The sequence below is a fragment of the Streptosporangium sp. NPDC048886 genome, from assembly GCF_055586905.1.
This window is the reverse complement of the sequence record NZ_JBVJHH010000011.1, coordinates 110,834-135,604: the sequence shown is the minus strand read 5'-3', so window position 1 is coordinate 135,604 and position 24,771 is coordinate 110,834. Positions and strand designations below refer to the sequence as shown.

The 24,771-nt window shown below is 72.6% G+C and carries 23 protein-coding genes; 13 read left to right on the top strand and 10 right to left on the bottom strand.

The window, feature by feature from the left end; all coding sequences use genetic code 11:
• The first annotated feature begins 77 nt into the window (after positions 1–77).
• On the top strand, positions 78–971 hold the full coding sequence (locus ACZ6R6_RS15825; RefSeq protein WP_470093855.1) for a LysR family transcriptional regulator: 894 nt from the start codon (positions 78–80) through the stop codon (positions 969–971).
• A gap of 137 nt (positions 972–1,108) precedes the next feature.
• Here the strand turns inward: ACZ6R6_RS15825 and ACZ6R6_RS15820 are convergent, their stop codons facing one another.
• Positions 1,109–1,900, bottom strand: coding sequence for a TNT domain-containing protein (locus ACZ6R6_RS15820; protein WP_470093853.1), 792 nt, complete (start codon positions 1,898–1,900; stop codon positions 1,109–1,111).
• 724 nt (positions 1,901–2,624) lie between these two features.
• Here ACZ6R6_RS15820 and ACZ6R6_RS15815 point away from each other — a divergent pair.
• The 10 genes from ACZ6R6_RS15815 (at position 2,625) to ACZ6R6_RS15770 (ending at position 13,470) form a co-directional block, all read left to right on the top strand.
• A complete protein-coding gene (locus ACZ6R6_RS15815) occupies positions 2,625–3,638 on the top strand; it encodes a LacI family DNA-binding transcriptional regulator (RefSeq protein WP_470093851.1) in 1,014 nt (337 codons plus the stop codon).
• Positions 3,635–4,546, top strand: coding sequence for a carbohydrate ABC transporter permease (locus tag ACZ6R6_RS15810; RefSeq protein WP_470093849.1), 912 nt, complete (start codon positions 3,635–3,637; stop codon positions 4,544–4,546). Before ACZ6R6_RS15815 ends, ACZ6R6_RS15810 begins: the two co-directional genes overlap by 4 nt.
• Position 4,547: 1 nt before the next feature.
• Entirely contained in the window at positions 4,548–5,366 is an 819-nt protein-coding gene (locus ACZ6R6_RS15805) for a carbohydrate ABC transporter permease (protein WP_306868551.1), read from the top strand.
• A 26-nt stretch (positions 5,367–5,392) separates the two neighbouring features.
• Positions 5,393–6,685 carry an ABC transporter substrate-binding protein gene (locus ACZ6R6_RS15800; protein WP_470093847.1) on the top strand — a complete coding sequence of 431 codons (1,293 nt, stop codon included), beginning with the start codon at positions 5,393–5,395 and terminating at the stop codon, positions 6,683–6,685.
• Positions 6,682–7,656, top strand: coding sequence for an ADP-ribosylglycohydrolase family protein (locus tag ACZ6R6_RS15795; protein WP_470093845.1), 975 nt, complete (start codon positions 6,682–6,684; stop codon positions 7,654–7,656). The genes ACZ6R6_RS15800 and ACZ6R6_RS15795 overlap by 4 nt, the downstream gene beginning before the upstream one ends.
• A gap of 3 nt (positions 7,657–7,659) precedes the next feature.
• On the top strand, positions 7,660–8,625 hold the full coding sequence (locus ACZ6R6_RS15790) for an ADP-ribosylglycohydrolase family protein (protein WP_470093843.1): 966 nt from the start codon (positions 7,660–7,662) through the stop codon (positions 8,623–8,625).
• Positions 8,622–9,836 (top strand): ADP-ribosylglycohydrolase family protein, encoded by a 1,215-nt coding sequence (locus ACZ6R6_RS15785; RefSeq protein ID WP_470093841.1) that lies wholly within the window; start codon positions 8,622–8,624, stop codon positions 9,834–9,836. The genes ACZ6R6_RS15790 and ACZ6R6_RS15785 overlap by 4 nt, the downstream gene beginning before the upstream one ends.
• Positions 9,833–11,230, top strand: a complete 1,398-nt coding sequence (locus ACZ6R6_RS15780; protein ID WP_470093840.1) for an ADP-ribosylglycohydrolase family protein — start codon at positions 9,833–9,835, stop codon at positions 11,228–11,230. The genes ACZ6R6_RS15785 and ACZ6R6_RS15780 overlap by 4 nt, the downstream gene beginning before the upstream one ends.
• Positions 11,227–12,126 (top strand): ribokinase, encoded by a 900-nt coding sequence (gene rbsK / locus ACZ6R6_RS15775; protein ID WP_470093838.1) that lies wholly within the window; start codon positions 11,227–11,229, stop codon positions 12,124–12,126. The genes ACZ6R6_RS15780 and rbsK overlap by 4 nt, the downstream gene beginning before the upstream one ends.
• A 183-nt stretch (positions 12,127–12,309) precedes the next feature.
• Positions 12,310–13,470, top strand: coding sequence for a CaiB/BaiF CoA transferase family protein (locus ACZ6R6_RS15770; RefSeq protein ID WP_470093836.1), 1,161 nt, complete (start codon positions 12,310–12,312; stop codon positions 13,468–13,470).
• Here ACZ6R6_RS15770 and ACZ6R6_RS15765 read toward each other — a convergent pair.
• Together ACZ6R6_RS15765 and ACZ6R6_RS15760 are read right to left on the bottom strand one after the other, a co-directional pair.
• Positions 13,467–13,610: a hypothetical protein gene (locus ACZ6R6_RS15765; protein ID WP_470093834.1), complete on the bottom strand. Its 144-nt coding sequence runs from the start codon at positions 13,608–13,610 to the stop codon at positions 13,467–13,469. The genes ACZ6R6_RS15770 and ACZ6R6_RS15765 overlap by 4 nt on opposite strands.
• Before the next feature lie 280 nt (positions 13,611–13,890).
• A complete protein-coding gene (locus ACZ6R6_RS15760; RefSeq protein WP_470093832.1) occupies positions 13,891–14,292 on the bottom strand; it encodes a GlcG/HbpS family heme-binding protein in 402 nt (133 codons plus the stop codon).
• A 120-nt stretch (positions 14,293–14,412) separates the two neighbouring features.
• Between ACZ6R6_RS15760 and ACZ6R6_RS15755 the strand changes: the two genes are divergently transcribed.
• Together ACZ6R6_RS15755 and ACZ6R6_RS15750 are read left to right on the top strand one after the other, a co-directional pair.
• Positions 14,413–15,453: a phosphotransferase enzyme family protein gene (locus tag ACZ6R6_RS15755; protein ID WP_470093830.1), complete on the top strand. Its 1,041-nt coding sequence runs from the start codon at positions 14,413–14,415 to the stop codon at positions 15,451–15,453.
• Positions 15,454–15,532: 79 nt separating this feature from the next.
• Positions 15,533–16,309 carry a methyltransferase gene (locus ACZ6R6_RS15750; protein WP_470093828.1) on the top strand — a complete coding sequence of 259 codons (777 nt, stop codon included), beginning with the start codon at positions 15,533–15,535 and terminating at the stop codon, positions 16,307–16,309.
• Between the two features lie 14 nt (positions 16,310–16,323).
• Here ACZ6R6_RS15750 and ACZ6R6_RS15745 read toward each other — a convergent pair whose 3' ends face one another.
• From ACZ6R6_RS15745 to ACZ6R6_RS15715, 7 genes are all read right to left on the bottom strand, one after another.
• A complete protein-coding gene (locus tag ACZ6R6_RS15745; protein ID WP_470093826.1) occupies positions 16,324–17,952 on the bottom strand; it encodes an amidohydrolase in 1,629 nt (542 codons plus the stop codon).
• A 141-nt stretch (positions 17,953–18,093) separates the two neighbouring features.
• Positions 18,094–19,509: an amidase gene (locus ACZ6R6_RS15740; protein ID WP_470093824.1), complete on the bottom strand. Its 1,416-nt coding sequence runs from the start codon at positions 19,507–19,509 to the stop codon at positions 18,094–18,096.
• Positions 19,506–20,333, bottom strand: coding sequence for an ABC transporter ATP-binding protein (locus tag ACZ6R6_RS15735; RefSeq protein ID WP_470093822.1), 828 nt, complete (start codon positions 20,331–20,333; stop codon positions 19,506–19,508). Before ACZ6R6_RS15735 ends, ACZ6R6_RS15740 begins: the two co-directional genes overlap by 4 nt.
• Positions 20,326–21,297 carry an ABC transporter ATP-binding protein gene (locus ACZ6R6_RS15730; protein WP_470093820.1) on the bottom strand — a complete coding sequence of 324 codons (972 nt, stop codon included), beginning with the start codon at positions 21,295–21,297 and terminating at the stop codon, positions 20,326–20,328. Before ACZ6R6_RS15730 ends, ACZ6R6_RS15735 begins: the two co-directional genes overlap by 8 nt.
• On the bottom strand, positions 21,294–22,157 hold the full coding sequence (locus ACZ6R6_RS15725) for an ABC transporter permease (RefSeq protein WP_470093819.1): 864 nt from the start codon (positions 22,155–22,157) through the stop codon (positions 21,294–21,296). Before ACZ6R6_RS15725 ends, ACZ6R6_RS15730 begins: the two co-directional genes overlap by 4 nt.
• Entirely contained in the window at positions 22,154–23,104 is a 951-nt protein-coding gene (locus ACZ6R6_RS15720; protein WP_470093817.1) for an ABC transporter permease, read from the bottom strand. Before ACZ6R6_RS15720 ends, ACZ6R6_RS15725 begins: the two co-directional genes overlap by 4 nt.
• A gap of 8 nt (positions 23,105–23,112) precedes the next feature.
• Positions 23,113–24,738, bottom strand: a complete 1,626-nt coding sequence (locus ACZ6R6_RS15715) for an ABC transporter substrate-binding protein (protein ID WP_470093815.1) — start codon at positions 24,736–24,738, stop codon at positions 23,113–23,115.
• Positions 24,739–24,771: the final 33 nt, after the last annotated feature.

Below are 24,771 nucleotides of genomic sequence, written 5' to 3'. Positions count from 1 at the left end.
TCGATGGTGCTCCACCGGCTGTGATGCTCAAAATGCAATACTTGACACTATTGATGCGTAAAACGCATCATCGCTGGATGGACCTGCAGACGCTGCGCTGGTTCCTCTCGCTGTGCGAGACGGAGAACATGCGGGACACGGCCGCGATCGAAGGCGTCAACCAGTCGACGCTGTCGCGCTCGCTCGCGCGGCTGGAGGCCGACCTCGGCGTGGAGCTGTTCCACCGGCACGGGCGCAGGCTCGCCGTCAACCGGTTCGGCGCCCTGTTCCGCGACCACGCGGGCCGGGCCGTCGGCGACCTGGAGGCGGCACGCCGCCGCGTCGACGCCCTGGCCAACCCCGACACCGGGCTGATCCGGCTGGGATTCCTGCACTCCGTGGGACGCTGGCTCGTCCCGGAGGTTCTACGCGACTACCGCAACGTCACCCCGGGCATCAGGTTCGAACTGCACCAGGGTTTCGCCCGGGAGCTGTTCACCTGGCTGCACCACGGGGACATCGACGCCGCCCTGGTCACCCCGCCGCCGGAGGGGACCGACGCGCGCTGGCACCGGCTGCGCGAACAGCAGCTGTGCATCGCGCTGGCCGCCGACCACCGGCTCGCCGGCACGCCCGGGCTCGCGCTCGGGGACGTGCGGGACGAGCCGTTCATCGCCTTCGCCCGCACCACGGACCTGCGCCGGGTCATCGACGGGCTCTGCCGCGAGGCCGGGTTCGAACCCGTCGTCGCCTTCGAGAGCGAGGAGATCGCCACCGTGCGGGGGCTCATCGGCGCCGGTCTCGGGGTGGGCATCCTGCCCCGCCCGGCCGTGCTGGAGCACGACGACCCCGTCTACCGCCCGCTCGACCCGGCCCAGCAGCGGCCGATCGGCCTGGCCTGGCATCCGAGGGCGGTCCCCACGGCGGCGACCGCGCGCTTCGTCGAGCACCTGAGCGCGGGCGGTCGCGTGCGGGCCGACCCCCCAGGGTGAGCCCCCGGGGATCACGCCCGGCACTCACACCCGGGACCCACGCTCGGGATTCACGCCTGACACTCACACCGGGGCGGCCCGCACCCTCCCACGGCCCGCCGGACCATGGGAGGGCGGCGCCATCACGCCGGGGCCGCTCAGTTCGACGGCTGCAGATATCCGTTGGCGACCAGCCACTCCACCGATACTTCCGCGGAGCTCTGGGGTGCCTCGGGAATGTGCTTGCTGACCAGGTGGTACTGCCGTCCCTCGCCTTCCTGCTGGAACGCCGCGGCGGCCGGACCGCCGTCCACTTTGAACTCCTTCACCACCTTGTAGGTGTGGTAGTTACATATGTATTTCGGAGCCGCCGGGAAGGTGTTGAGATTGTTCGGGGGCAGGGCGCGCCCGACGTAGGAGGCGCCGAGCGGGGAGACGAAGGAGCCCTTCTCGCCGCCGAAGCGGTCGAGGGCCGTGCCCACCGGCAGCGTCACGGTCCTGATCAGCGGCCTGCCGTTGGAGTAGCCGCCGGAGTGGGCGAAGCCGTAGTCCGGCGGGTAGCGCCACCCGCCGGCGGCCTCGTCCCAGTAGCGGTCGACGAACTCCTGCGGGGAGGTCCCGTTCAGCGGCCTGTAGTCACGCAGGATCCTGCCGAGCGGCCCGTCCTGCGGCAGGTACTTCGGGCCCAGGATCGGGTCGTCGTCCAGGTAGGGCGGCCCGCAGACCTGCCTGCCGGGCTTGTCGTCCCCCGTGGGGGCCGTCCGTCCGGTGGCCGACGCCCGGGTGGCGGGGGGCGCCGCTCCGCCGGCCGCCGGGGCGGCGGCGGCCGGCGGCTCGGGCGGGCCGGAGGCCGCGAACGCGCCGGTGCCGGCCTGGGCCGCGACGCCGGTGAGGGCAGCGGTGACGATGCCGACGGCGGCCAGTGGTGCGCGTCGTCGAAAATGCCGCACGGATCCTCCTGATGAACTCACGCGGAGCTGGATCGGATGTCTGGGGTCGAGCTGCGGACCGGCGTGGGCGGGGCCGGAGGCGGATGCCTCCTTCTCCGCCCGGGGCGTTCTCGTGCGGAGCCGGTCGATCCAGGGCGGAAGGCGGGAAAAGCGCCGCCCGCCCGGAAATGGAATTGCCGATCCAGGCGTACCCGGCCTTCTTTTCCGTGGCACCGGGGAAGAGTTAATCGAATGACAAAAACGGAACGACAAAAGGCTCGGAAGCGTGCATTGTTAATTGCGCTCAGAAATGTGGTCGACCGGTGTTCATTGTCGATATATGGCTTTTATTCGACGATTGGGTCCACCGGTCCGTCCGGGGTGGCGTGCCCGTCCGCTCGGGGTCGGCCCGTCCCGCCCAGGGGGCGTCGGGGGCTGAGGATGTCCGTCCAGGGGGGGTCCGGGGTCCGGGAGCGGGGCGCCCACCCGCCGAGGGGGTGGGCCCGGCCTGTGCGGAGGTGGCGGGGGTGATCCTTCGGTCCGCGCGGAGCGCGTTCCCGTCGGGGACGGCTTCCGGGTGCGGCCCGATCGGGACGTGTCCCGCCGCCACTCCCTTTTAACGTGCTGTTACTCGATCGTGACTTGACGTTGCCAGTTACGGGCGAGTTACATATCCCTAACCCCGTAAACGTTTTCAGTAAATCACCAAGATCGCGGTAAACGTTTACAGAAAGGTGTGGTCTCTGTGAGCGACGGGCCCACGATCACCACGATCGCGGAGCGGGCGGGTGTCTCGATCGCCTCGGTCTCCCGCGTGCTCAACGGGCTGCCGACCCGCGAGGACACCGTGCGCCGGGTGCTCAGCGCCGCCGACGAGCTGGGATACGTCCCCAACTCGGTGGCCCGGTCGCTGAAGTCGCGCCGGACCAACCAGGTGGCCTTCGCGATGGCCGACATCGGCAACCCGGTCTACCTGACGATGATCCGCGAGATCCAGCCGGTGCTGAAGGCGGCGGGATACCGCCTCGTGCTGCACTCCACGGACGCGGACGTGGCCGAGGAGATCGACGTGCTCCGCAGCCTCGGAGAGCGCTACGTGGACGGGCTCATCATGATCCCGCTGCGGGTGAGCGAGGCGCACCTGAAGGCCGTCGAGGCCGCCCGGGCCCCCGTCGTCATCATCGGCTCGGTGCCCGACAGCACGCGGGTGGACAACGTCCGCACCGACTCGCGCACCGGCGTGCGGCTGGCGCTGGACCACCTCCACTCCCTGGGACGCCGCCGCATCGGGTTCGTCAACGGCCCCCTGGACACCGTCCCCGGCTCGGCCCGCTCCACGGCCTACGCCGAGGGCCTCGCCGACCTCGGTCTGCCCTACGACGAGAACCTGGTGGAGATCGGGGACTTCTCCCGCTCCGAGGGGGCGCGGGCCGTGAGCCGGCTGCTGTCCAGGGTCCCCGGCCTGGACGCGATCATGTGCGCCAACGACCTGATCGCCCTCGGCGCCCTGGACGTCCTGCGCCGGGCGGGCCGGCGGGTGCCGCAGGACGTGGCGGTGGTCGGCATGGACGACATCGACCAGGCCGCCGTCGCCTGGCCCGCCCTGACCAGCATCTCCCTCGGCTCGGCCGAGCGCGGCCGGTTGGCGGCGGAGCTGCTCCTGGACCGGCTGGGCGACGGCGACCGGGACCCCCAGGTGATCACCGTGCCGCCCCGCCTGGTGGTCAGAGCATCGACCGTGGGAGAGGAGACGCCGTGACCCTCACCGCCGACCGGCCGGCCAGGACGGCGACGCCGAACCGGCCCCGCAGGGGCGGGCGGCAGGGGCGCGAGACGCTGCTGCTGATGCTGCCCGCCCTGGTGCCCGTGCTGGTCTTCAGCGTGGGGCCGCTGCTGTACGGGATCTTCCTGGCGTTCACCGACGCGCGCTCCGGGCGCAACGCGGTCACCTCGTTCGTCGGGCTGTCGAACTTCGGCGACCTGCTGGCCGACGGGGACTTCTGGGCCTCCTTCCGGATCGGGATGATCTGGGCCGTCTCGGTGACCGTGCTGCAGTTCCTGGCCTCGCTGGGACTGGCGCTGCTGCTCAACCAGGATCTGCGCTTCCGGGGGTTCGCCCGGGTGCTGGCGGTGGTGCCGTGGGCGATGCCACCGGTGGTCATCGGGCTGATGTGGCGGCTGGTCTACCATCCGGACGCCGGGATCCTCAACGGCATGCTGGGCACCGAGATCGACTGGCTCAACGACTTCTCCCTCGCGCTGCCCGCGGTGATCGTCGTCGGGATCTGGACCGGCATGCCGCAGACCACGGTGGTGCTGCTGGCCGGCCTGCAGAGCGTCCCCAAGGAGCTGTACGAGGCGGTCGAGGTGGACGGCGCGGGCGTCTGGCGCAAGTTCTGGAACATCACCCTGCCCCAGCTCCGCCCGGTCATCGTGGCCATCACCTCGCTGGACTTCGTCTGGAACATCAACCAGTTCGGGCTGGTCTACGTCCTGACCCAGGGCGGCCCCGGCGGGCAGACGCGCCTGCCCATGCTCTTCGCCTACGAGGAGGCCTTCCGCTACGGCTTCTTCGGCTACGCGGCCACCCTGGGCGTGGCGATCGTGATCGTCGTGCTCGCCGTGCTCGGCGTCTATCTCTGGCGGCAGATGCGGGAGGCGAGCTGACATGGGCAAGGCACTGCGTTATCTGGCCCTGGCCGGCTACGTCGTCTTCCTGGCGTTCCCGCTGCTCTGGCTGCTGTCCACGGCGCTGAAGACGCCGCAGGAGATGGCCAGCCTGCACCCGACGTGGATCCCGCGCGCGCCGACGCTGACCAACTTCGCCGACGCCTTCGGCGAGCAGGACCTGGTCGGCAGCGGGCTGCGCAGCCTCGTGGTGGCGGTGGCCACGGCGGTGCTCACCGTGGTCCTGGCGCTGCCGGCGGCCTACGCCCTCGCCCGCTACCGCTCGATGATCAACCGGATCGCGCTCGGCTGGGTGCTGGTCAGCCAGGTCTTCCCGTTCATCCTGATCATCATCCCGCTGTTCATGGTGCTGCGCAGGCTGGAGCTGTCGAACACGCTGCCCGGTCTGACCCTCGTGCACGTCACCTTCGTGCTGCCGTTCGCGCTGTGGATGCTCCAGGGATACGTGCGCGCCGTACCCCGCGAGCTGGAGGAGGCCGCGGCGGTGGACGGCGCCGGCCGGGTGCGCTCGCTGCTGAGCGTCGTCGCCCCGCTGCTCGCCCCGGGAGTGGTCGCGACGCTGCTGTTCGCGTTCATCTCCTCCTGGAACGAGTTCCTGTTCGCCCTGATCGTCCTGAAGGACCCGGACGTGGCGACCCTGCCGCTGACGCTGGTGAAGTTCACCGGCGCCGAGGGGGTCGTACGGCTCGGGCCGCTGGCGGCCGCCTCGCTCCTGGCGACGGTCCCGAGCCTCGTGTTCTTCGCAGTCATCCAGCGGCGGCTGAGGTCCGGCCTGATGGCCGGGGCCGTCAAGGGATAGCCCCACCCCCCGATAGGAGAAGTCATATGCGTAAGAAGGTCGCGCTGGCCGCAGGTCTCCTCGTGCTGGCCGCCGGATGCGCCTCGGAACCGCCCGCGGCCGCCCCCGACGGCCCGGTGAAGATCAAGTTCCAGAGCCTCGCCTGGCAGAAGGAGTCGATCGCGGCCAACAAGGAGCTGGTCGACGAGTGGAACAAGGCCAACCCCAAGATCCAGGTCGAATACGTCCAGGGGAGCTGGGACAACGTCAACGACCAGCTCGTCACCTCCTTCGAGGCGGGTGACCCGCCGGACGTCATCCACGACGACTCCCCGGCCCTGTCCGGCTTCGCCAGCCGCGGCTACCTGCTGGACCTCAAGGACAAGGTCCCGGCCGAGCTGAAGAGCGACATCCCCCAGGCCGCCTGGGACACCGTCACCTTCGCCGACGGCAAGGGCGGGCAGGGCGTGTACGGCGTGCCGTTCCTGCAGGAGTCGCAGGTCATCATCGGCAACAAGAAGCTGCTCGACAAGGCCGGCGTGCGGATCCCGACCCCGGACAGCCCGTGGACGTGGGACGAGTTCGCCGAGATCTCCAAGAAGCTCACCAAGGGCGACTCCTACGGCGTCGCCTGGCCGATGAAGTCGCCGGTCAACAAGGTGCTCAACCTGGGCCTCAACTTCGGGGGCACCTTCTTCCAGACCGACGGCGGCAAGACGACGGTCAAGGTCGAGGCGGGGGAGCGCGAGGTGCTCCAGCGCATCCACGACCAGCTCTACAAGGACAAGTCCGCCGACCCGGCCGCGCTCGGCATGGGCGCCGCCGACCCGCTGCCCGGCTTCTACGCCGGCAAGTACGCGATGCTGCCCGTCGGCGTCTACCTGCGCCAGCAGGTCGTGGAGCAGGCGCCGGACGGCTTCGAGTGGATCACCCTGCCGCCGCTGAAGGGCGCCACCGCCGAGCAGGGCGCGGTCTCGCAGACCCTGTCGGTCGCGGCCGACAGCAAGTATCCCGAGCAGTCGCTGAAGTTCATGTCCTTCTTCCTGAACGGCTCCAACCAGGTCAAGCTCGCCAAGGGCGACTGGCTGCTGCCGACCTCGGTCAAGGCCGCGGGCGACCCCGCCATGACGACCGAGGAGAACGGCTGGAACGTGGCGACCGCCTCGGTCAAGAACCTCGTGGTCGCGCCCTTCCTGAAGGTCAACGGCTTCGATGAGTGGAAGAGCAAGGTGGCCACGCCGACGCTGCAGCAGTTCTTCGCCAACAAGATCACCCTTGACGAGACGGCGAAGAAGCTGGTCGACGAGGGCAACAAGGTGCTGGAGCGGTACAACCAGTGACCGTGACGCATCGGGGGCGCGCCCGGGGGTGTCTGCTCGGCCTCGCGGCCGGCGACGCCCTCGGGCGCCCGGCGGAGAACCTCTCGCCCGAACAGATCGCCGCCCGCTGGGGCAGGCTGACGGAGATCGACGGCGGCGGCACCGACGACACCGAATACACCATCTTCGCGGCGTCCCTGCTCGTACGGCACGGGCACGCGCTGACCCCGCAGGACGTCGCCCGGGCCTACCGTCAGGAGATCCTCCCCCTGGCCGAGGGGCCGATGAAGGGCGCCGGCTTCTCCGAACTCGGCGCCGTCCAGGCGCTCAGGCAGGGCCTCGAACCGCCGCTGACCGGCCGGTGGCACCGGCACGGCTGGTCGGACGGCCTGGCCATGCGCGCGGCGCCGTACGGCGTCTTCGCCGCGGGAGACCCCGGCGAGGCCGCCCGCCTGGTGGAGGTCGACGGCAGCGTGAGCAACGCGGGCGAGGGCATCCTCGGCGGCCGCGCCGTCGCGGGCGCGGTGGCCGCCGCGATGACGGGCGCCTCCCCGGAGGAGGTGGTCGCGGCCGGGCTCGGCGTGATCCCCGACGACTCCTGGACCGCCCGCAACCTCAACCGCGCCCGGGACGTCGTCCGCCACGCCGGCTCCTCCGGGCCGGGTGAGGTCGCCGCGCGGTTGCACGGGGCGGTCGTGGTCCGGCACTACCCGTGGACGGACCTGGCCCCCGAGGCCGTCGCCCTCGCCTTCGCCGCCTACCTGCTGGGCGGGGGAGAGGTCGAGGAGTCCGTGGTGGTCGCGGCGAACCTGGGACGCGACGCCGACACCACCGCCGCCATCGCGGGCGCCCTCGCCGGGGCGGGGCGCGGCGAGGCGGCGGTGCCGGAGCGGTGGGCACGGCAGATCGGCCCGGTCGAGGGGCGCTGTCTGCCGGTGACCGCGGGACGGCACGTGCTCGAGGTGGCCGATCAGCTCGTGGAAGGGGCGTAGGCGATGATGTCGGGGGACAGGATCCTGGGGGCGTTCGCCGGGCTGGCGATCGGCGACGCGGCGGGCTGGCCGTCGTCGCGGCACCGGGCCGGGGTGCACGCGCCGTGGAGCAGGCGGCTCCACCGCGAGCTCGACGCCTTCGCCGAGGAGCACCGGGTGACCACGCTGCCGGTGCCGTTCGCGCTCAACCAGCCGGTCGCGCCGCTGGCCGTCGGACCGTCCGACGACGCCGAATGGCTCGCCTGGACCGTGCTCACCGTCGACCAGGAGCGCGCGGCGGCCTTCGCCGCCCTGACCGGCAGGGACGACATCAGGGCGCGGATCTCGGTGCGGACCGCGCTGGACAACCTCGCGCGCGGCCTCGGACCGCCGGCCAGCGGCCACGACAACCCGCACTTCTTCGACGACGCCGCGGTCGTGCGGGCGGTCGCCTTCGGCGCCGCGGGGCTGGACCCCACGGCCGACGCCCAGGTCACCAACGCCGGTGACGGCGTGCTCGGGGCGGTCGCGATGGCGCGGGCGATCGGTGTCCTGGTGGGCGGCGGGGCGATGGGCGAGGCCGTGGAGGCCGCGCTGGAGGCGCTCCCCGAGGACACCGTCATCGGCCGTGCGACCCGCGTCGCGCTCGCGGTCACGAGGGAGGCCGGCGACCCGTTCGAAGCGGTGCCCGCCCTGGACGCGGCGCTGTTCGACCACGTCTACAGCTACGGGGTCGCCGCCGCCGAGACGTTCCCGGTGGCGCTCGCGCTGGCCGAGGCCGCCGGCGGCTCGCCGCGCACCGCCGTGCCGGCCGCCGCCTGCCTGAGCGCCGCGGCGGACTCCGCGCCGGCCCTGACCGGCGCGCTGACCGGCGCCTTCACCGGCCACGACGCGCTGCCGCGCGGGTGGAGCACCGTTCTGACCGGCTGCTGCCTGCCGGAGCTGGCGGGCACTGATCTACTGGACATCGCGAGGGGATGGATTTCATGAGCGCAGCAGGTGAAGCGGCGGCCCGGCCGGCGGGCACGGGCGGGGACGCTCCGGTGAACGCGGGCAGGGGGACCCTGGAGGACAGGGCCGTCGGATGCGTGACGGGCGCCGCCGTCGGCGACGCCCTCGGCGGCGCCACCGAAGGCTGGACGCCCGAGCAGATCCACGGGCGTTACGGCGGGCACGTCGAGGGCGTGGTCCCGCCGTTCTTCGAGGACTGGCGCAACGCCCGGCCCATCGCCCCCTACCACAAGGGCGACGGCCACATCACCGACGACACTCTGATGACGCACGCGCTGATCAGGGTCTACGAGCGGGCCGGGGGTCACCTGGACGCCTACTCGGCGGCCGAGCACCTGGTCCCGGAGATGATGGGCGAGAAGCGCTGGATCCCGGAGCTGGAGGCCGAGGCGCTGCCGCTGCACCGGGTCTTCCTGGCGGAGAAGTGGCTGGTGCTGCGGCTGCACTACGGCCACGTCGACCCGCGTGAGGCCGGGACGGGCAACATCGTCAACTGCGGCGCGGCGATGTACATGGCGCCGGTCGGCGTGGTGAACGCCGCCGACCCCGACGCCGCCTACGCCGAGGCGATCGACCTGGCCGGCGCCCACCAGTCCAGCTACGGCCGCGAGGCGGCCGGGGTGCTCGCCGCCGCGGTGGCCGAGGCCATGCGCCCGGGCGCGACGGCCGACTCGGTGGTGGCCACCTGCCTCCGGCTCGCCAAGGACGGCACGGCGGCGGCCATCGACGCGGTCTGCTCGGTGGCCCGCGGCCTCGGCCACTGGGACGGCTCCTTCGAGCGGCTGCGCGCCGCCATGAAGCCCTACGACACCGTCGCCGACACCTACCGCGACCAGGGGCTCGGCGCCCGCCGTCCGAGCCGCCTGCACAGCATCGAGGAGCTCCCGCTCGCCCTGGCGTTCCTGCTGATCGCCAAGGGCGACTACCGCGACACCGTCCTCGGCGGCGTCAACTACGGCCGCGACGCCGACTCCATCGCCTCCATGGGCGGCGCCATCGCCGGCGCCCTCGGCGGGCGCGAGGCCGTGCCCGCCGACTGGGTCGACCAGATCTCCACCGCCAGCCGCACCGACCTCGTCACCCCCGGACTGGACCTGGCCCGCGTCGCGCGCCGCATCCACGTCGCCGACCTGGAGCGCCGCCGGGCCCACGAGTCCGCCTTCGCCGCGCTCCTCGGAGACGCCGGATGATCCGCCTGACCTGGGTGCAGCCGGAGGATCTGGTCGGCCACGAGCTGCGCCAGGCGGCCGAGGACAGCCGCGAGGTGACGGAGATCGCCGCGCGCTGGCACGCCGCGGGAGGACACGACGCCCCACCCCGGGCGGGGGCCTCGCCCGAGATCCCCCCGGCCCGGCTGCGTGGCCTGGCCGAGGAGCTGCTCGACGAGCTCGCCGCGCTCCCGTCCCCGCTCCCCGAACCCTCCACCCTGGCCGGGATCGTCGCGGCCTGCCCGCGCTGGCCGGTCGCCCGGCGGCCGGCGGGCGCCCCGTCCCCGCAGGCCACGGACCGGATGCTGGGGGCGTGGCTCGGCCGGGCGGCGGGATGCGTGCTGGGCAAGCCCGTGGAGAAGATCCCCCGGGAGGGGATCAGGGCCATCGCCGAGGCGACCGGTAACTGGCCGATCCGGGGATGGTTCACCGCGCGGGGCCTGCCCGCCGAGATCGGCGCGCGCTGGCCATGGAACCGGCGCAGCGCGGTCAACAGCCTCGCCGAGAACATCGACGGCGTCCCCGAGGACGACGACCTCAACTTCGCGCTGCTGGCCCTGGCCCTGCTCGAACGGCGTGGCCGCGCCTTCACCACCGACGACGTCGCGCAGCTCTGGCTGGAGGAGCTGCCCGGCGGCCGGGTGTTCACCGCCGAGCGCGCCGCCTACCGCAACCTGCTGGCGGGCCTGGAGCCGCCCTCCCCGGAGGGCGGGCCGGAGCCGGACGGGGCCGCCCCCGCCTCCACGGCGACCTTCCGCAACCCCTTCAGGGAGTGGATCGGGGCGCTGATCAGGGCCGACGTCTACGGCTGGGCCAACCCCGGCGACCCGGCGACGGCCGCTGAGTTCGCCTGGCGCGACGCCCGGCTCAGCCACACCGCCAACGGGATCTACGGTTCCATGTTCGTGGCCGCGATGTGCGCCACGGCGCTGGTGGCCTCCTCCGCCGAGGAGGTGGTCGCCGCGGGTCTCGCCGTGATCCCACCGCGGTCCCGGCTGGCCGCCGCCGTACGGCTGGCCGCCGAGGACGCGCGCGAGGAGGAGGACTTCGAGCGGGTCGTCGACCGCCTCCACGGGCGCCACGGGGCCCTGCACTGGGTCCACACGATCAACAACGCCGCGCTGATCACGGCCGCGCTGGTCCACGGCCGGGGCGACTTCACCGCCTCGATCGCCGGGGCCGTGGCGGGCGGCTGGGACACTGACTCGGCGGGGGCGACCGTGGGCTCCATCGCCGGCGCGCTGTGTGGCGCGTCCGCGATCCCGCCGCAGTGGTCGTTGCAGAACCGGCTGGCCAGCAGTATCACCGGCTTCGACGGCATCGGCCTGGACGAGCTGGCGGCCCGCACGCTGGCCCTGGCGACGGAGGAACCATGATCTCGGTATTCGGCAGTGTCAACATGGACCTGGTGGCCTACGTCGAGGCCGCCCCCGGCCTCGGCGAGACCGTGACCGGCCGCGCGTTCCGCACGGTCCCCGGCGGCAAGGGCGCCAACCAGGCCATCGCCGCCGCCCGCGCCGGAGCCGAGGTCGCCTTCCTCGGCGCCGTCGGCGACGACGCCTTCGGCCCCGAGATGCGCCGGACGCTGGCCGGGGCCGGAGTCGACGTCAGCGGTCTGCGCACCGTGCCCGGCCCCTCCGGCATCGCCCAGATCGTCGTCGACGACCAGGGCGGCAACTCCATCATCGTGGTCCCCGGCGCCAACGGCGCGGTGACCGCGCCATCCGAGGCCGAGCTGGAGGTCATCGCCCGCTCCGACGTCCTGCTCCTGCAGCTCGAACTCCCCATCGGGGCGGTCACCGCCGCGGCCCGCGCGGCGCGGGCCGCGGGGACCACGGTGATCCTCACCCCCGCCCCCGTCCAGCCGCTCCCCGACGAGCTGCTGGAGGCCGTGGACGTGCTCGTCGCCAACGAGCACGAGGCCGCGGCGATCACCGGGCGCGCCGACCACGAGGAGGCGGTGCGGGAGCTGCGGACCAAGGTCGACTGGGTGATCATCACCCTGGGGTCGCGCGGCGCGCTCAGCGCCGGACCCGGCACCGCCCCGGCCCTGCGCGTCCAGGCGCCCAAGGTGCGGGCGGTGGACACCACGGCGGCGGGCGACACGTTCGTGGGGGCGCTCGCCGTCGCCCACGTCGAGCGGCAGCCCCCCGACCGGGCGGTCCGGTTCGCCGGCGCCGCCGCGGCCCTGTCCGTTCAGCGGGAGGGGGCCAGCACGTCCATGCCCGCCCGCGCCGAGATCGACCGGAGTCTCGCCGGCTCCGGTGCCTGACAGCCGCCGTACGGCCCGCCCGCCCCGGTGCCGCCGGAGCGGGTGGGCGACCACGTCATGTCATGGGCGCAAGCGGTACGCCGGCACGGGGCCCGTGCCCCCCGGACACACTGTGAGGCTCCTGTGCACCCACCCCGCCCCCGAACGGTCGCCGACGATCGGCTCGCGCCGCATGGAGGAGATATGAAGGCCCTGGACGGTGTCCGCGTGCTGGATCTGGCGACCCTGTTCGCCGGTCCCATGGCGGCGATGCTGCTCGGCGACTACGGAGCCGAGGTGATCAAGGTCGAGCACCCGGCCAGGCCCGACCCCTCGCGCGGCCACGGCCCCGAGGGGCTGTGGTGGAAGATGCTCGGCCGCAACAAGCGCGCGATCACGCTCGACCTGTCCACGGCCGAGGGCCAGGACCTGCTGGTGGAGCTGGTGCGCGAGGCCGACGTGGTGATCGAGAACTTCCGGCCGGGGACGCTGGAGCGGTGGAACCTCTCCTACGAGCGGCTCAGCGCGGCCAACCCCGACCTGGTGCTGGCCAGGGTGACCGGGTTCGGGCAGTTCGGCCCCTACGCGAAGCGGCCCGGGTTCGGCACGCTCGCCGAGGCGATGAGCGGCTTCGCGGCGATGACCGGTGAGCCGGACGGCCCGCCGACGCTGCCGCCGTTCGGCCTGGCCGACGGCATCTGCGCCCTCGCCACCGCCTTCGCGGTGATGACCGCGCTGCGCTCGGGCCGGGGACAGGTGGTCGACCTGTCCATCATCGAGCCGATCCTGACCGTGCTCGGTGCCCAGCCCACCATCTACGACCAGCTCGGCACCGTCCCGCCGCGCACCGGCAACCGCTCGGTCAACAACGCCCCCCGCAACACCTACCGCTGCAAGGACGGCTCCTGGGTCGCGGTCTCCACCTCGGCCCAGAACATCGCCGAGCGGGTGATGCGTCTGGTCGGCCGCCCAGAGGTGATCGGCGAGCCGTGGTTCGCCACCGGATCGGGCCGGGTCGCGCACGCCGACGAGCTGGACGGCGCCGTGGCGGCCTGGGTGGCCGAGCACACCCGCGAGGAGGTCCTGGCCGCCTTCGAGCAGGCCCAGGCCGCCGTCGCCCCCATCTACGACGTGCGCGACATCATGGCCGACCCGCAGCTGGCGGCCCTGGACGCGATCACGACCGTCGAGGACCCCGAGCTCGGCCCGGTGCGGATGCAGAACGTCATGTTCCGGCTCACCGGCACCCCCGGTGAGATCCGCTGGACCGGCCGCCCGCACGGCGCGGACACCGGCGAGGTCCTCGGCGCCCTCGGTCTGACCGCCGAGGACCTCGCCGCCCTGCGGGAAAAGGGGGTCATCTAGCCGTCGATCAGCGACGTGCCGGACAGCGTGATCAGGAACGCGCCGGCTGCGAGCAGCGCCACCGGCCAGGACCGGCCGATGGCGGCCCAGATCGTGGCGGCCAGGAAGCAGACCAGGGCGAGCAGCACGAGAACGTTCACGGAATCCTCCACGTAGTGGGACCGGTCAGGCGATCACCGCCTGGGGGCAGGGACGCCTCTGCCCCACCGGCAACGGAGGTAACACGGTGATCACCGGTCCGGCGGGGCGGGACCGGCGGCGGCCGCCCCCGGAGCCCGGCGGCGATCTGCTCCCGGAGCTCGGCGGTGGTCTGCCTCCGCAAGCCCGGTGGTGGTCTGCCTCCGCAAGCCCGGTGGTGGTCTGCCTCCGCAAGCCCGGCGGCGGCCCGCCGCCGGGCCTTCCCGAGTGGCGGTCGGTGGCCTACGCCCCGTCCCAGAGCGCGGCGGCCGCCTCGGCGCAGGCCACGTCCTGGGTCACGGTGCCACCGCTGACCCCGACCGCGCCCACCACCCTGCGGCCCTCGCCGCGGTCCCAGAGCGGGATGCCGCCGCCGAAGCACACGTACCGGTCCCCGGCCAGGCCGTACAGGTCTCCGCCCGGCGCGACCAGGGGCGCGAGGTCGGCGGTGGGCATCCGGTGGGCCACCGCGGTGTAGGCCTTGCCGGGGGCCAGCACCGGGCCGGCGATCTCCGCGCCGTCCATCCGCTGGAAGGCGACCAGGTGGCCGCCCGCGTCGACCACCGCCACCGAGACGAGGGCCCCTTCACGCCCGGCCTGTTTCACCGAGGCCTCACACATGCGCAGCGCGAGTTCGAGGTTCAACCGGGCTCCTTTAAGCCTTTGGGGCCTTAGCAGTGGACAATTCGGTTTGTATCCGCCGCCGACCGGTGGTGCAAGATCTCATATGAGATCCGGGGTTCCGCCCACGCGAACGGAGAATCCATGCAGGTCCACGATCTGTCCGCCGGGGGCGACGTGCTGGCCCGCGTGCACGAGGCCGCCCGCGCGGCGGTGCGGATCCACGGGCTGCCGGACGCCGAGGTCACGCTGGTCAACGTGTCGGAGAACGCCACCTACCGGGTGGACGACCCGGCCACCGGGGTCCGGTCCATCCTGCGGGTGCACCGCCTCGGCTACCACGCCACCCCGGCGATCCTGTCGGAGCTCGCCTGGCTGGAGGCGCTCCGCGAGGAGGCCGGGATCCGGACGCCCCGGGTGCTGCCGGCGCCGGACGGGTCCCGGGTGCTGACCGTCCCGGGCCCGCAGCCCCGTGACTGCGTGATGTTCGAGTTCCTGCCCGGGACCGAGCCGCCGCAGGAGCGGCTGGTGCCCGGCTTCGAGCGGCTCGGCGCGATCACCGCCCGGATGCACCGGCACGCGCGGAGCTGGCCGCGCCCCGCGGGGTTCACCCGCTTCCACTGGGACTACGACGCCGCTCTCGGCGCCCGGTCGCGGTGGGGCCGCTGGCAGGACGGCGTGGGGATGGACCCGCAGGCGCGGGCCGTGCTGGAGCGGCTCGACGGGGAACTGCGCGCCCGGCTCCGCCGCTTCGGCCGCGGCGCCGGCCGCTACGGCCTCATCCACGCCGACCTGCGCCTGGCCAACCTGCTGGTGGTGGGCGACGGGCCGCCCAGCGTCATCGACTTCGACGACTGCGGCTTCGGCTGGTACCTCTACGACCTGGCCGCCGCGCTCAGCTTCATCGAGCACCACCCCCGGGTCCCCGAGATGGTCGACTCCTGGGTGCGGGGCTACCGCACGGTCCTCGACCTGCCGGCCGAGGACGAGACCGAGATCTGGACCTTCATCATGTTCCGCCGCCTGCTGCTGGTCGCCTGGATCGGCACGCACACCGGAGTCGACATCGCCGCCGAGCTCGGTGCCGGCTACACCGAGGGCACCTGCGAGCTGGCCGAGCGGTTCCTGTCGGGCGGCGGGAGCGGCGGGCGGCGCAGGCCGCCACTCCCGGCGTCATCCCCTTGAGTAACAGTTCTGTCACTCTCGGATATCATCGGCATCGCCGACAAGATCACCAGGAGCGCAGCCCTGCCCCGGGGGAGACATGCACAACAACAACCGCGCCAGCATCGTCCACCAGATCAGGTATGCCCTCGGCCACCCCGGCCGGATCTCGCCGCACCTGAGAAGACTGACCAGGAACACCTGGCTGCGCCTGCGCACCCGCGACCACATCGGCTACTACCGGGCCGTGATGAAATCCGACACCGCCCGCGGCTCGGAGTCGGCCGTGGGCAGCAAGTCGCACGAACGCTGGCTGGCCATGGGCCGGCTGCAGTTCGACTACCTCGTACGGCACGGCCTGCGGCCCGACCACCGCCTGCTGGAGATCGGCTGCGGCAACCTGCGGGCCGGACGCCTGTTCATCGACTATCTGGACACCGGCAACTACTACGGCGTCGACATCTCTCCCGACATCCTGATCGCCGCCCAGGACACGATCGTCGGCCATGGCCTGCGCGACAAGCTCCCGCATCTCATGCCGGTCGGCGACCTGCGCCTGGCCGCCCTGCCCGACAGGGCCTTCGACGTGGTCCACGCCCACAGCGTCTTCTCCCACTCTCCACGCCACGTGATCGAGGAGTGCTTCCGGCACGTCGGCCGGATCATGAAGCCGACCGGCTGGTTCGACTTCACCTTCGACCGCACGGAGGGCGAGGAGCACCAGGTCCTCGGCGAGGACTTCTACTACCGCACGGCGACACTGGTCGCGCTGGCCGGCGAGCACGGCCTCCAGGCGACCTTCATGGACGACTGGGAGAAGCTCCCCTCCAGGCAGTCCAAGATCCGTATCACGCTCGGGCCGTCCGGCGACGGGTGAGGCCGGGCGGTGGCTCAGAAGGCCGGATCGGTGTGCACTCGGCTGCCCTCGACGTAGGTGGCCAGCACCGACGTCTCGGCGAGCTCACCGGCCGGGATCGAGCAGGGGTCGCGGTCGGTGACCACCAGATCGGCGAGCTTGCCCTCCTCGATGGTGCCGGTCCGCGTGTCGAGGTGGTTCACCCACGCCGTGCCGATCGTGTAGGCGGCCAGCGCCGCCGTCAGGCCGAGCCGCTGCCGCGGCAGGAACGCCTCCCGGTCCCCGCCCGGAGCCGTGCGGTTGACCGCGACGTGGATGCCCCAGAACGGGTCGGGGCTGCTGACCGGCCAGTCGCTCCCCGCCGCGAGCCGGGCGCCGGTCCGGGCCAGGTCCCCGAAGGGATACTGCCAGCCGGCGCGTTCCGGACCGAGGAACGGGATGGTCAGCTCGTCCATCTGCGGCTCGTGCGCCGCCCACAGCGGCTGGACGTTGGCGGCGATCCCCAGGGCGGCGAACCGCGGCACGTCGGCGGGGTGCACGACCTGCAGGTGGGCGATGTGGTGGCGGTGGTCGTTCACGCCGTTGGCGGCGCGCGCGGCGGCGAACGCGTCGAGGGCCTCACGGGCCGCCCGGTCGCCGACGGCGTGCACGTGGACCTGGAAGCCTTCGGCGTCCAGGCGGGTGACGTGCGCGCGCAGCCTCTCCGGGTCGAGGAAGCTGAGCCCCTGGTTGCCGGTGCGGCATCCGCAGCCGTCCAGGTAGGGGGAGGTCATCGCGGCGGTGAAGTTCTCCGCCACGCCGTCCTGCATGATCTTGACGCTGGTGGCGCGGAACCGTCCCGCGCCGCCTCGGCGCGCGAGCAGTTCGGGGATCTGCTCCTCGCCTCTTTCGCGGTCCCACCAGAGCGCGCCGACCACCCGGGCGGTGAGCAGCCCGGACTCGGCCGCGGTCAGGTAGGCCCGCTGGACCTCGGGGCTGACCATCGCGTCCTGCCAGGCCGTCACGCCGACCGAGTGCATCCGCCGCTGGCCGGCCCGCAGCGCGCGGAGCATCATGTCGGCGGTCGGCTCGGGGAGGTGCCGGGAGACCAGGTCCGACGCGCCTTCGTGGAGCGTGCCCTGCGGGGTGCCGTCGGCCTCCCGCTCGATGCGCCCGTCGATCGGGTCCGGGGTGTCCGCGTCGATCCCGCACCGTTCCAGGGCCCTGGTGTTGACCCAGGCGCCGTGGCCGTCCTGGTTGATCAGATGGACGGGCCGGTCGGGGACCACCGCGTCCAGCAGGTGCCGGCTGGGCGTGCCGCCGGAGAACCATTCCATGGACCAGCCGCCTCCGGCGATCCATTCGGCCCCGGGATTGGCCGCGGCGTAGGTCCGGACGGCCGCGAGGGCCTCGCCGGCGTCACGGGCGTCGTGCAGGTCGCACTGGATCATGGTGGCGCCGGCGAGGACCGGATGCACGTGGGCGTCCTGGAAGCCGGGCAGCAGGGCCCGGCCGGCCAGGTCGACGACCTCGGTGGCCGCGCCGATCAGCGGTCGCACGTCCGCGTCCCGGCCGACGGCGACGATCAGGCCGGCACGGACGGCGACCGCCGTGGCGGCGGTCCGGGCGGGACCGAGCGTGTGCACCGGACCGTTGTGGAAGACGAGGTCGGCGGGGGCGGGCATACGGACTCTCCTCGACGTGAGACCAGGGGGATCGGAGTGCTTCGGGGGCGTGGAGAACAGGGGATCGGCGCGCTCCGGGGCATGGGCCGGGGGAGCGGAGCGCCAGAGGACCGGAGCGCGTGAGGGCGCCGGGCCGGGGGGTCAGAGCGTTTCGGGGCGCAGGGCCCAGGGACGGACGCGCTCGACGGCGGCGCCGACCCGGAAGACGGTCGCGTCGTCGTAGCTGCGGCCGACGATCTGCACCCCGGTCGGGACTCCGTTGGACGCCCGTCCGGACGGGACGTTGAGAACCGGGCAGCGGCTGGCGACATTGAAGACGGTCGTCAGCGAGTACTCCATGTAGTGGCCGAGCTCGACGCCGTTCACGACCAGCTTGGCATCGACGTAGTCCTCGCCCGCGCGTAGGGCGGGTGCCCCGGCGGTCGGGCAGATCAGCACGTCGTAGCGGTCCAGCAGCGCGCCGATGACCGCGTAGATCGTGGCCTCCAGCTCCAACCCGGCCAGGAAACCGTCCCGCTCGGCAGCCGCCCGGGACTCCGCGGCGAAGGTGAGGGCGTAGCGGGTCAGCCGGTCACCGTGCTCGGCCGCGGCGTTGGCGACCATGGGGCCGAAGATGGTGCCGAAGTGGATGAAGGCGGCGCGCATGACGTCGGCACGGCGCAGGCCGACCTCCACCTCCTCGACGATCGCCCCGGCCGCGGCCAGGGCGTCGGCGACGGCCCTGGTGTTGGCCGCGACATCGGGCTCGATCTCCCAGTCGCCCAGGTTGGGGGCATAGGCGACGCGGAGGCCGACGACGTCTCCGAGCCGGTCGGGAATGCGGACCGCCGGGCGGAGAGAGACCACGTCGCCGGGGTGCGGACCGACGATGACGTTCTGCAGCAGTGCGCAGTCGGCGACGGTGCGGGCCATCGGCCCGTCATGGCAGTAGTGGTCCAGGTTGAACGGGGGCATCGCAGGCACCCGGCCGTAGGGCGGTTTGTAGCCGACCGTTCCGGTGGCCGCGGCGGGCAGGCGGATGGAGCCGCCGATGTCGGAGCCGGTGGCGAGCGTGGCCGTACCGGAGGCGAGCGCCGCGCCCGAGCCGCCCGAGGAGCCGCCGGGTGAGTAGTCCAGGTTCCACGGGTTGCGGGTGAGCCCCCAGAGCCGGGAGTGGGTGAAGGCCGCGCAGCAGAACTCGGGCGTCGTGGTGCGGGCGTGGATGATCCCGCCGGCGGCCAGCACCCGTTCGATGACCGGGTGGGTCTCCTCGGCCACCTGGTCGGCGTAGGCGAGCGAGCCGTCCGTGGCCAGCCGCCCGGCGATCGGCTGCTCGTCCTTCGCGGCCACCGGGAGCCCTTCCAGCGGCCGTGGCGAGCCGCCGTCGCGGTAGGCGTGCTCGGCCTTCGCCGCCTGGGCGAGGGCATCCTCGAAGGTGCGTTCGGTCAATGCGTTGACCCGCTCTTCGACGGCTTCGGCCCGTTCGATGACGGCGGTCATCAGCTCGACGGGGGACAGCGCGCGGGACCGGAACAGCCGCAGGGCCTCGGTCGCGGGAAGGTAGGCGAGGTCGGTCACGGGAACTCCTTCAAGGTGGCCGCGAGGGCACGCCGGTCGGCCGCGATCTGGGCGGGGTCCCAGCCGTGTCGTGGCACCGAGTGCAGCAGCAGGCGGGTGTAGGGGTGTCGGGGGTCGGACAGCACCTGCCGGGTCGGGCCGGATTCGACCACGCGTCCCCGGTAGAGCACGAGGATGTCGTCGGCGACGTGCCGGACGAGCGCCAGGTTGTGGGTGACGAACAGGTATCCGACGCCGGTGTCCCGGCGGATCTCCGCCAGCAGGTCGAGGATCTGCGCCTGGATGGACACGTCGAGGGCGGCGGTCGCCTCGTCCAGGATCAGCACCTTCGGCTCGGTCGCCAGCGCGCGGGCGAGCGCGACCCGCTGGCGCTGGCCGCCGGACAGCCGCCTGGGGAGCGCGTCCGCCTCCCGCTCGCCGAGGCCCACCCGCGCCAGCAGTTCGTCGCGGCGGGAGCGTCGCTGCCGCGGGCTCAGCGCGAAGTGCAGGTTCAGCGGTTCCTCGACGCACCGGGCGACGGTGACGCGGGGGTCGAGCGAGAGGTAGGGGTCCTGGAAGACCATCTGGATCTCGCGGGCACGGGCCAGCCTGGTCGCCCTGCCGCGGGCGGTGTCCGAGCGGTCTCGTCCGCCGACGTGGATCCGGCCGGCGTCCGGCCGTTCCAGGCCGACGAGCATCCGTGCCGTCGTCGTCTTTCCCGATCCCGACTCGCCCACGACGGCCAGGGAGCCGCCCGGCCGGAGGGAGAAGGAGACGTCGTCGACGGCCACGTGGTCGCCGAACGACTTGCGCAGGCCCTCGACCCGCAGCGCGTACTCACTCATCGACCAGCTCCTCCACACGCAGGCAGGCGACGTGAGCACCGTCGACCTCCCGTTGGACCGGTTCGTGCTCGGCGCACCGGGGCCGTGCGTGGGCGCAGCGGGCCGCGAAGGCGCATCCGGCCGGAGCCTCGGCGAGCGACACCGGGCGTCCCGGGACGCCGCGCGGCGGCAGGTCGGAGTCCAGCCGCGGGGTCGAGGCCAGCAGCGCGGCGGTGTAGGGGTGGCGGGGCCGGGCGAAGAGCCCGTCGGCGGACTGGGCCTCCACGATCCGCCCCGCGTACATCACGTAGATGCGGTCACAGATCGCCGCGGCCAGCTCCAGGTCGTGGGTGACGAAGAGCATCCCCATGGCGCGCTCGGTCCGCAGGCCGGTGAGGATCGAGACGACCTCGGCCTGGGTGGTGACGTCCAGCGCGGTGGTGGGTTCGTCGGCCAGCAGCAGCCGGGGTTCTCCGGCGAGCGCACCGGCGATCATCACACGCTGCAGCATGCCGCCGGAGAACTCGTGCGGATACCTGCGCAGCGCGGCGCGGGGGTCACGGATCCCGACCGACTCCAGCAACTCCCCGGCCCGCCTGAGCGCGGCTTCCCGCGACACGCCGCCGGCCCGCATCCCTTCGGTGATGAAATCGCCGATCCTGCGCAGCGGGTTGATCGAGGCCCGGGGGTCCTGGAAGACCATGGAGATTCCGCGGCGGCGCAGCTCGCGGAGCCGGGCGGGAGACATCGTCAGGACGTCGTCGCCCTCCACCCGCAGGCTTCCGGTGGCCACCGCCCCTTCGGGGAGCAGTCCCAGCACCGACCGGCAGGTGACGGACTTGCCCGACCCGGACTCGCCGACCAGCCCGACGGTCTCGCCCCGTGCCACCTGGAGCGACACCCCGGCGAGGATGGGGCGCGCGGCCCTGCCGGACGGGAGCCGCACGTTCAGGTTCTCCATCTCCAGCAGCGGGGCGGCCATCATCGCTCCCGCCCGGCGACGCGGTCGGCGACGGCCTCGCCGACGATACTGAAGGCGACCACCGCGATCACGATGGTGACACCGGGGGCGAGAGCGGGCAGTGCCGCGCCCTGGAGCAGGGCGGCGGACCCGTCGTTGATCATCACGCCCCAGTCGGCGGTGGGCGGCTGGACACCGAAGCCGAGAAAGGACAGGGCCGCGAGGTCCATGAGCGCGTAACCGAAGTTGATCGCGGACTGGGCGAGGACCAGGGGGGCGATGTTGGGGACCAGATGCCTCAGGCAGATCACCCAGCCGGACCAGCCCTGCACCCGGTACGCCTGGATGTAGGGGCGGGCCTTCTCCCGGAGGGCCACGGCGCGTACCAGCCGGCCGACATAGGGGGTGTAGGCGACGCTCATCGCGACGATCGGGGCCGTCGATCCGGCGCCGAACATCGCCACCAGGATGATGGCCAGCAGCAGGGCGGGGAAGGAGAAGACGAATTCCATGGCGCGCGACAGCAGGGAGTCGACGACCCCGCCGTGCCAGGCGGCCGCCACCCCGACCAGCATGCCGAGGAAGGTGGACACGCTGACCACCGCCAGCGGTCCGAGCAGGCCGGTCCGGGCGCCGTAGATCAGCCGGGACAGGATGTCGCGGCCCGACTGGTCGGTGCCCAGCAGGTGGTCGGCGCCGGAGCCGCTCAGGGTGGCGGACAGATCGATGCCGTCGGGATCGTGCGGTGCGATCAGCGGGGCGGAGACCGCCGCGACGATCAGCACGGCCAGGACGGCGAGGGCGGCCGTGACGAGCTTGTCGCCTCCGGCGAGACGGGTCAGCGGCGCCAGGATCTTGCGCCGGTGGACGGGCAGGACGGTCACGACGCGTCTCCCTTCGCGTGGGACAGCCGGGGATCGATGAGGGGATGGATCACGTCGACGAGGAGGTTGGCGGAGACGAAGGCCAGCACCACCAGCAGGCTGACGGCCTGCACGACCGGGAAGTCCTTGACGGTGACGGAGCCGACGAGCAGCTGGCCGACCCCCGAGAGGCCGAAGGCGGTCTCCACGATCGAGGTGCTGACCAGCAGGCCCGCCACGACGGTCCCGGTCACGGTCGTGATCGGGCCGAGGGCGTTGCGGAGCACGTGCCGGCGCAACACCTCCGTGCCGGCGATGCCACGCGAGCGGGCCACCTCGACGTGCTCACGCGCCAACTCCTCCAGCATCGCCGCCCGGGTCACCCGGGCCAGCAGGCCGACGAAGGTCAGGGCGAGCGCCACCGCCGGGAGCGTCAGGTGGGTGATCCGGTCGCCGAAGCCGGTGCCGTTGCCGAAGGCCGGGAACCAGCCCAGCTGGAGGGAGAACAGCGAGATCAGCCCGATCGCGGCGACGAACGCCGGGGTGGCCGTGGCGACGCCCGTGCCGACGAGGACCAGCCGGTCGACGACGCCCGGCCGCAGCGCGGCCAGCGCCCCGAGCGCCAGCCCGCCGACCAGGATGAGCAGGCCGGCGTAGCCGACGAGCCAGAGCGTGGTCGGCAGCCGGGCGGCGATCAGGCCGGCCACGTCCTGCCGGAACTGCACCGACCGGCCGAAGTCGCCGGTGACCACGCCGCCGATCCATTTGACGTACTGGACCAGGAACGGGTCGTTCAGGTGGTACTGCGCCTTGATGGCCGCGATCGCCGCCGGTGACGCCGAGCGGCCTCCCAGGAGGAAGGCCGCGGGGTCGCCGGGGGCGAGGTGGACCGAGCCGAAGACCGCGAACGAGGTGGCGACCAGCATCGCGACGATTCCGGCGATCCGGCGGAGGAGGAAGTGCGCCATGGCCGGGCTCAGCCGGCCGAACCCAACCGGGCGGCCCAGGGATATTGGAGCTGGGCGATGCTGGTCGGTGCGCCCGTGAGCCGGTTGTTGAGGAACATGGTGTGCGGCACCTCGTACAGCGGGATCCAGACCAGGTCACGGACCGCGATCTCCTGCAGCTCGGCGACCGTCGCGGCGCGGGCGGCGGGGTCGCTCTGGCCGCTCGCCCGGTCGAGCAGGGCGTCGTAGTCCGGGTTGGAGTAGCCGCCGTAGTTGGCGAAGTTGCCCGTCTGCAGGTTCCCGTAGAACTCCAGCGGGTCGGGGGTGGAGTCGTACCAGCTGGTCATCATCAGGTCGAGTCCCTCACGGGCCTTGGGGTCGGAGAACAGCGCCGTGTAGGCGTCCGGGGCGACCGCCCTCAGCTCGACCTCCAGGCCGATGGCGCGCCCCGCCGCCTGCGCCGCGTTGGCGATGACGCCGATCTCCGGGGAGAGCGTGCTGGTCGCCATCACGATCTTCTTTCCGGTGGCGCCGGCCTCCTGGATCAGCTTCTTCGCCCCGGCGAGATCCTGGGTGAGGGCCGCGAGCTTGGCGTAGTAGCCCTCGGCCGCCTTCACGGCGATTCCCCAGGCGCCGATCGCGGCGGGCGCCTTCGCCGGTGTGCCGACCCCGCCCGCGGCGGCCTTGATGATGCCCGTGCGATCGAGCGCCATGGACAGCGCCCTGCGGACGCGGACGTCACCGAGCGTGCCCTTGAGGTCGGTGGGGATCAGGCTCACGGCCGTGGTGCTGGGCCCGAAGTAGAGCTTTCCGTTGGTGGCGGCGCGCAGTCTGGCGAGACCGCTGGGCGGCAGCAGGTAGCCGCCGTCGACCTCGCCGGCGAGCATCGTGTTGATGCGGGCGGAGGGGTCCTGGATGAACACGTTCTTGACCGTGCTCACCTTGGGGGCGAGGGCCGGGTCCCAGTAGCCGTCGAACTTCTTGAGAGTGATCGACTGACCCTTCTGCCACGTGTCGAGGGCGAACGGGCCGGTGCAGTTGACGCCGACGTCCGGGGTGCCGTAGCCCTGTCCGGCCTTGGCCAGGAACGCGGCGCTCTCGACGGTCCCGGCGGAGGTGCCCATCTCCTCGTTGAAGAGCTGGTCGGGTCTCTTCAGACGGACCGTGACCTCCATCGGACCGGTCTTCTCGACCGACTCGACGTTGCGGAAAGCCGAGATCCAGTAGGAGCCGGTCTTGGGGTCCAGGTGGCGGCGCAGGCTGGCGACGACGTCCTCGGCGGTGAGCGTGGAGCCGTCGTGGAAGCGCACGCCCGGGCGGATCGTGTAGACCCAGCGCCTGGGGTCGGGGGAGGCCACGGAACTGGCCAGGCCCGGCTGCAGCTTCAGATCGGGCGTGATCCGCATGAGCTGCTCGCACACGTTGGCGAGCACGGTGTTGGGCGGGTAGTCGAAGGCGTAGGCGTAGTCCAGGGACTGCGGCTCGGCGTAGAGCGACCAGGTGACCGAGTCCACCGGGCCCTTGGCCGGCGGGGTGTCCTTGGTGATCTCGAAAGCGGCGGAGCCTCCACCGAGGCCGGCGCCTGGAGCGCCGCCGCACGCGGCGGTCGCGAGCGCGAGCAGCGCGGTCACGGCGGCGAAACGGGAGGTGCGCATCAGACCACCTCTTTCTGAACGGGCCGCGACGTT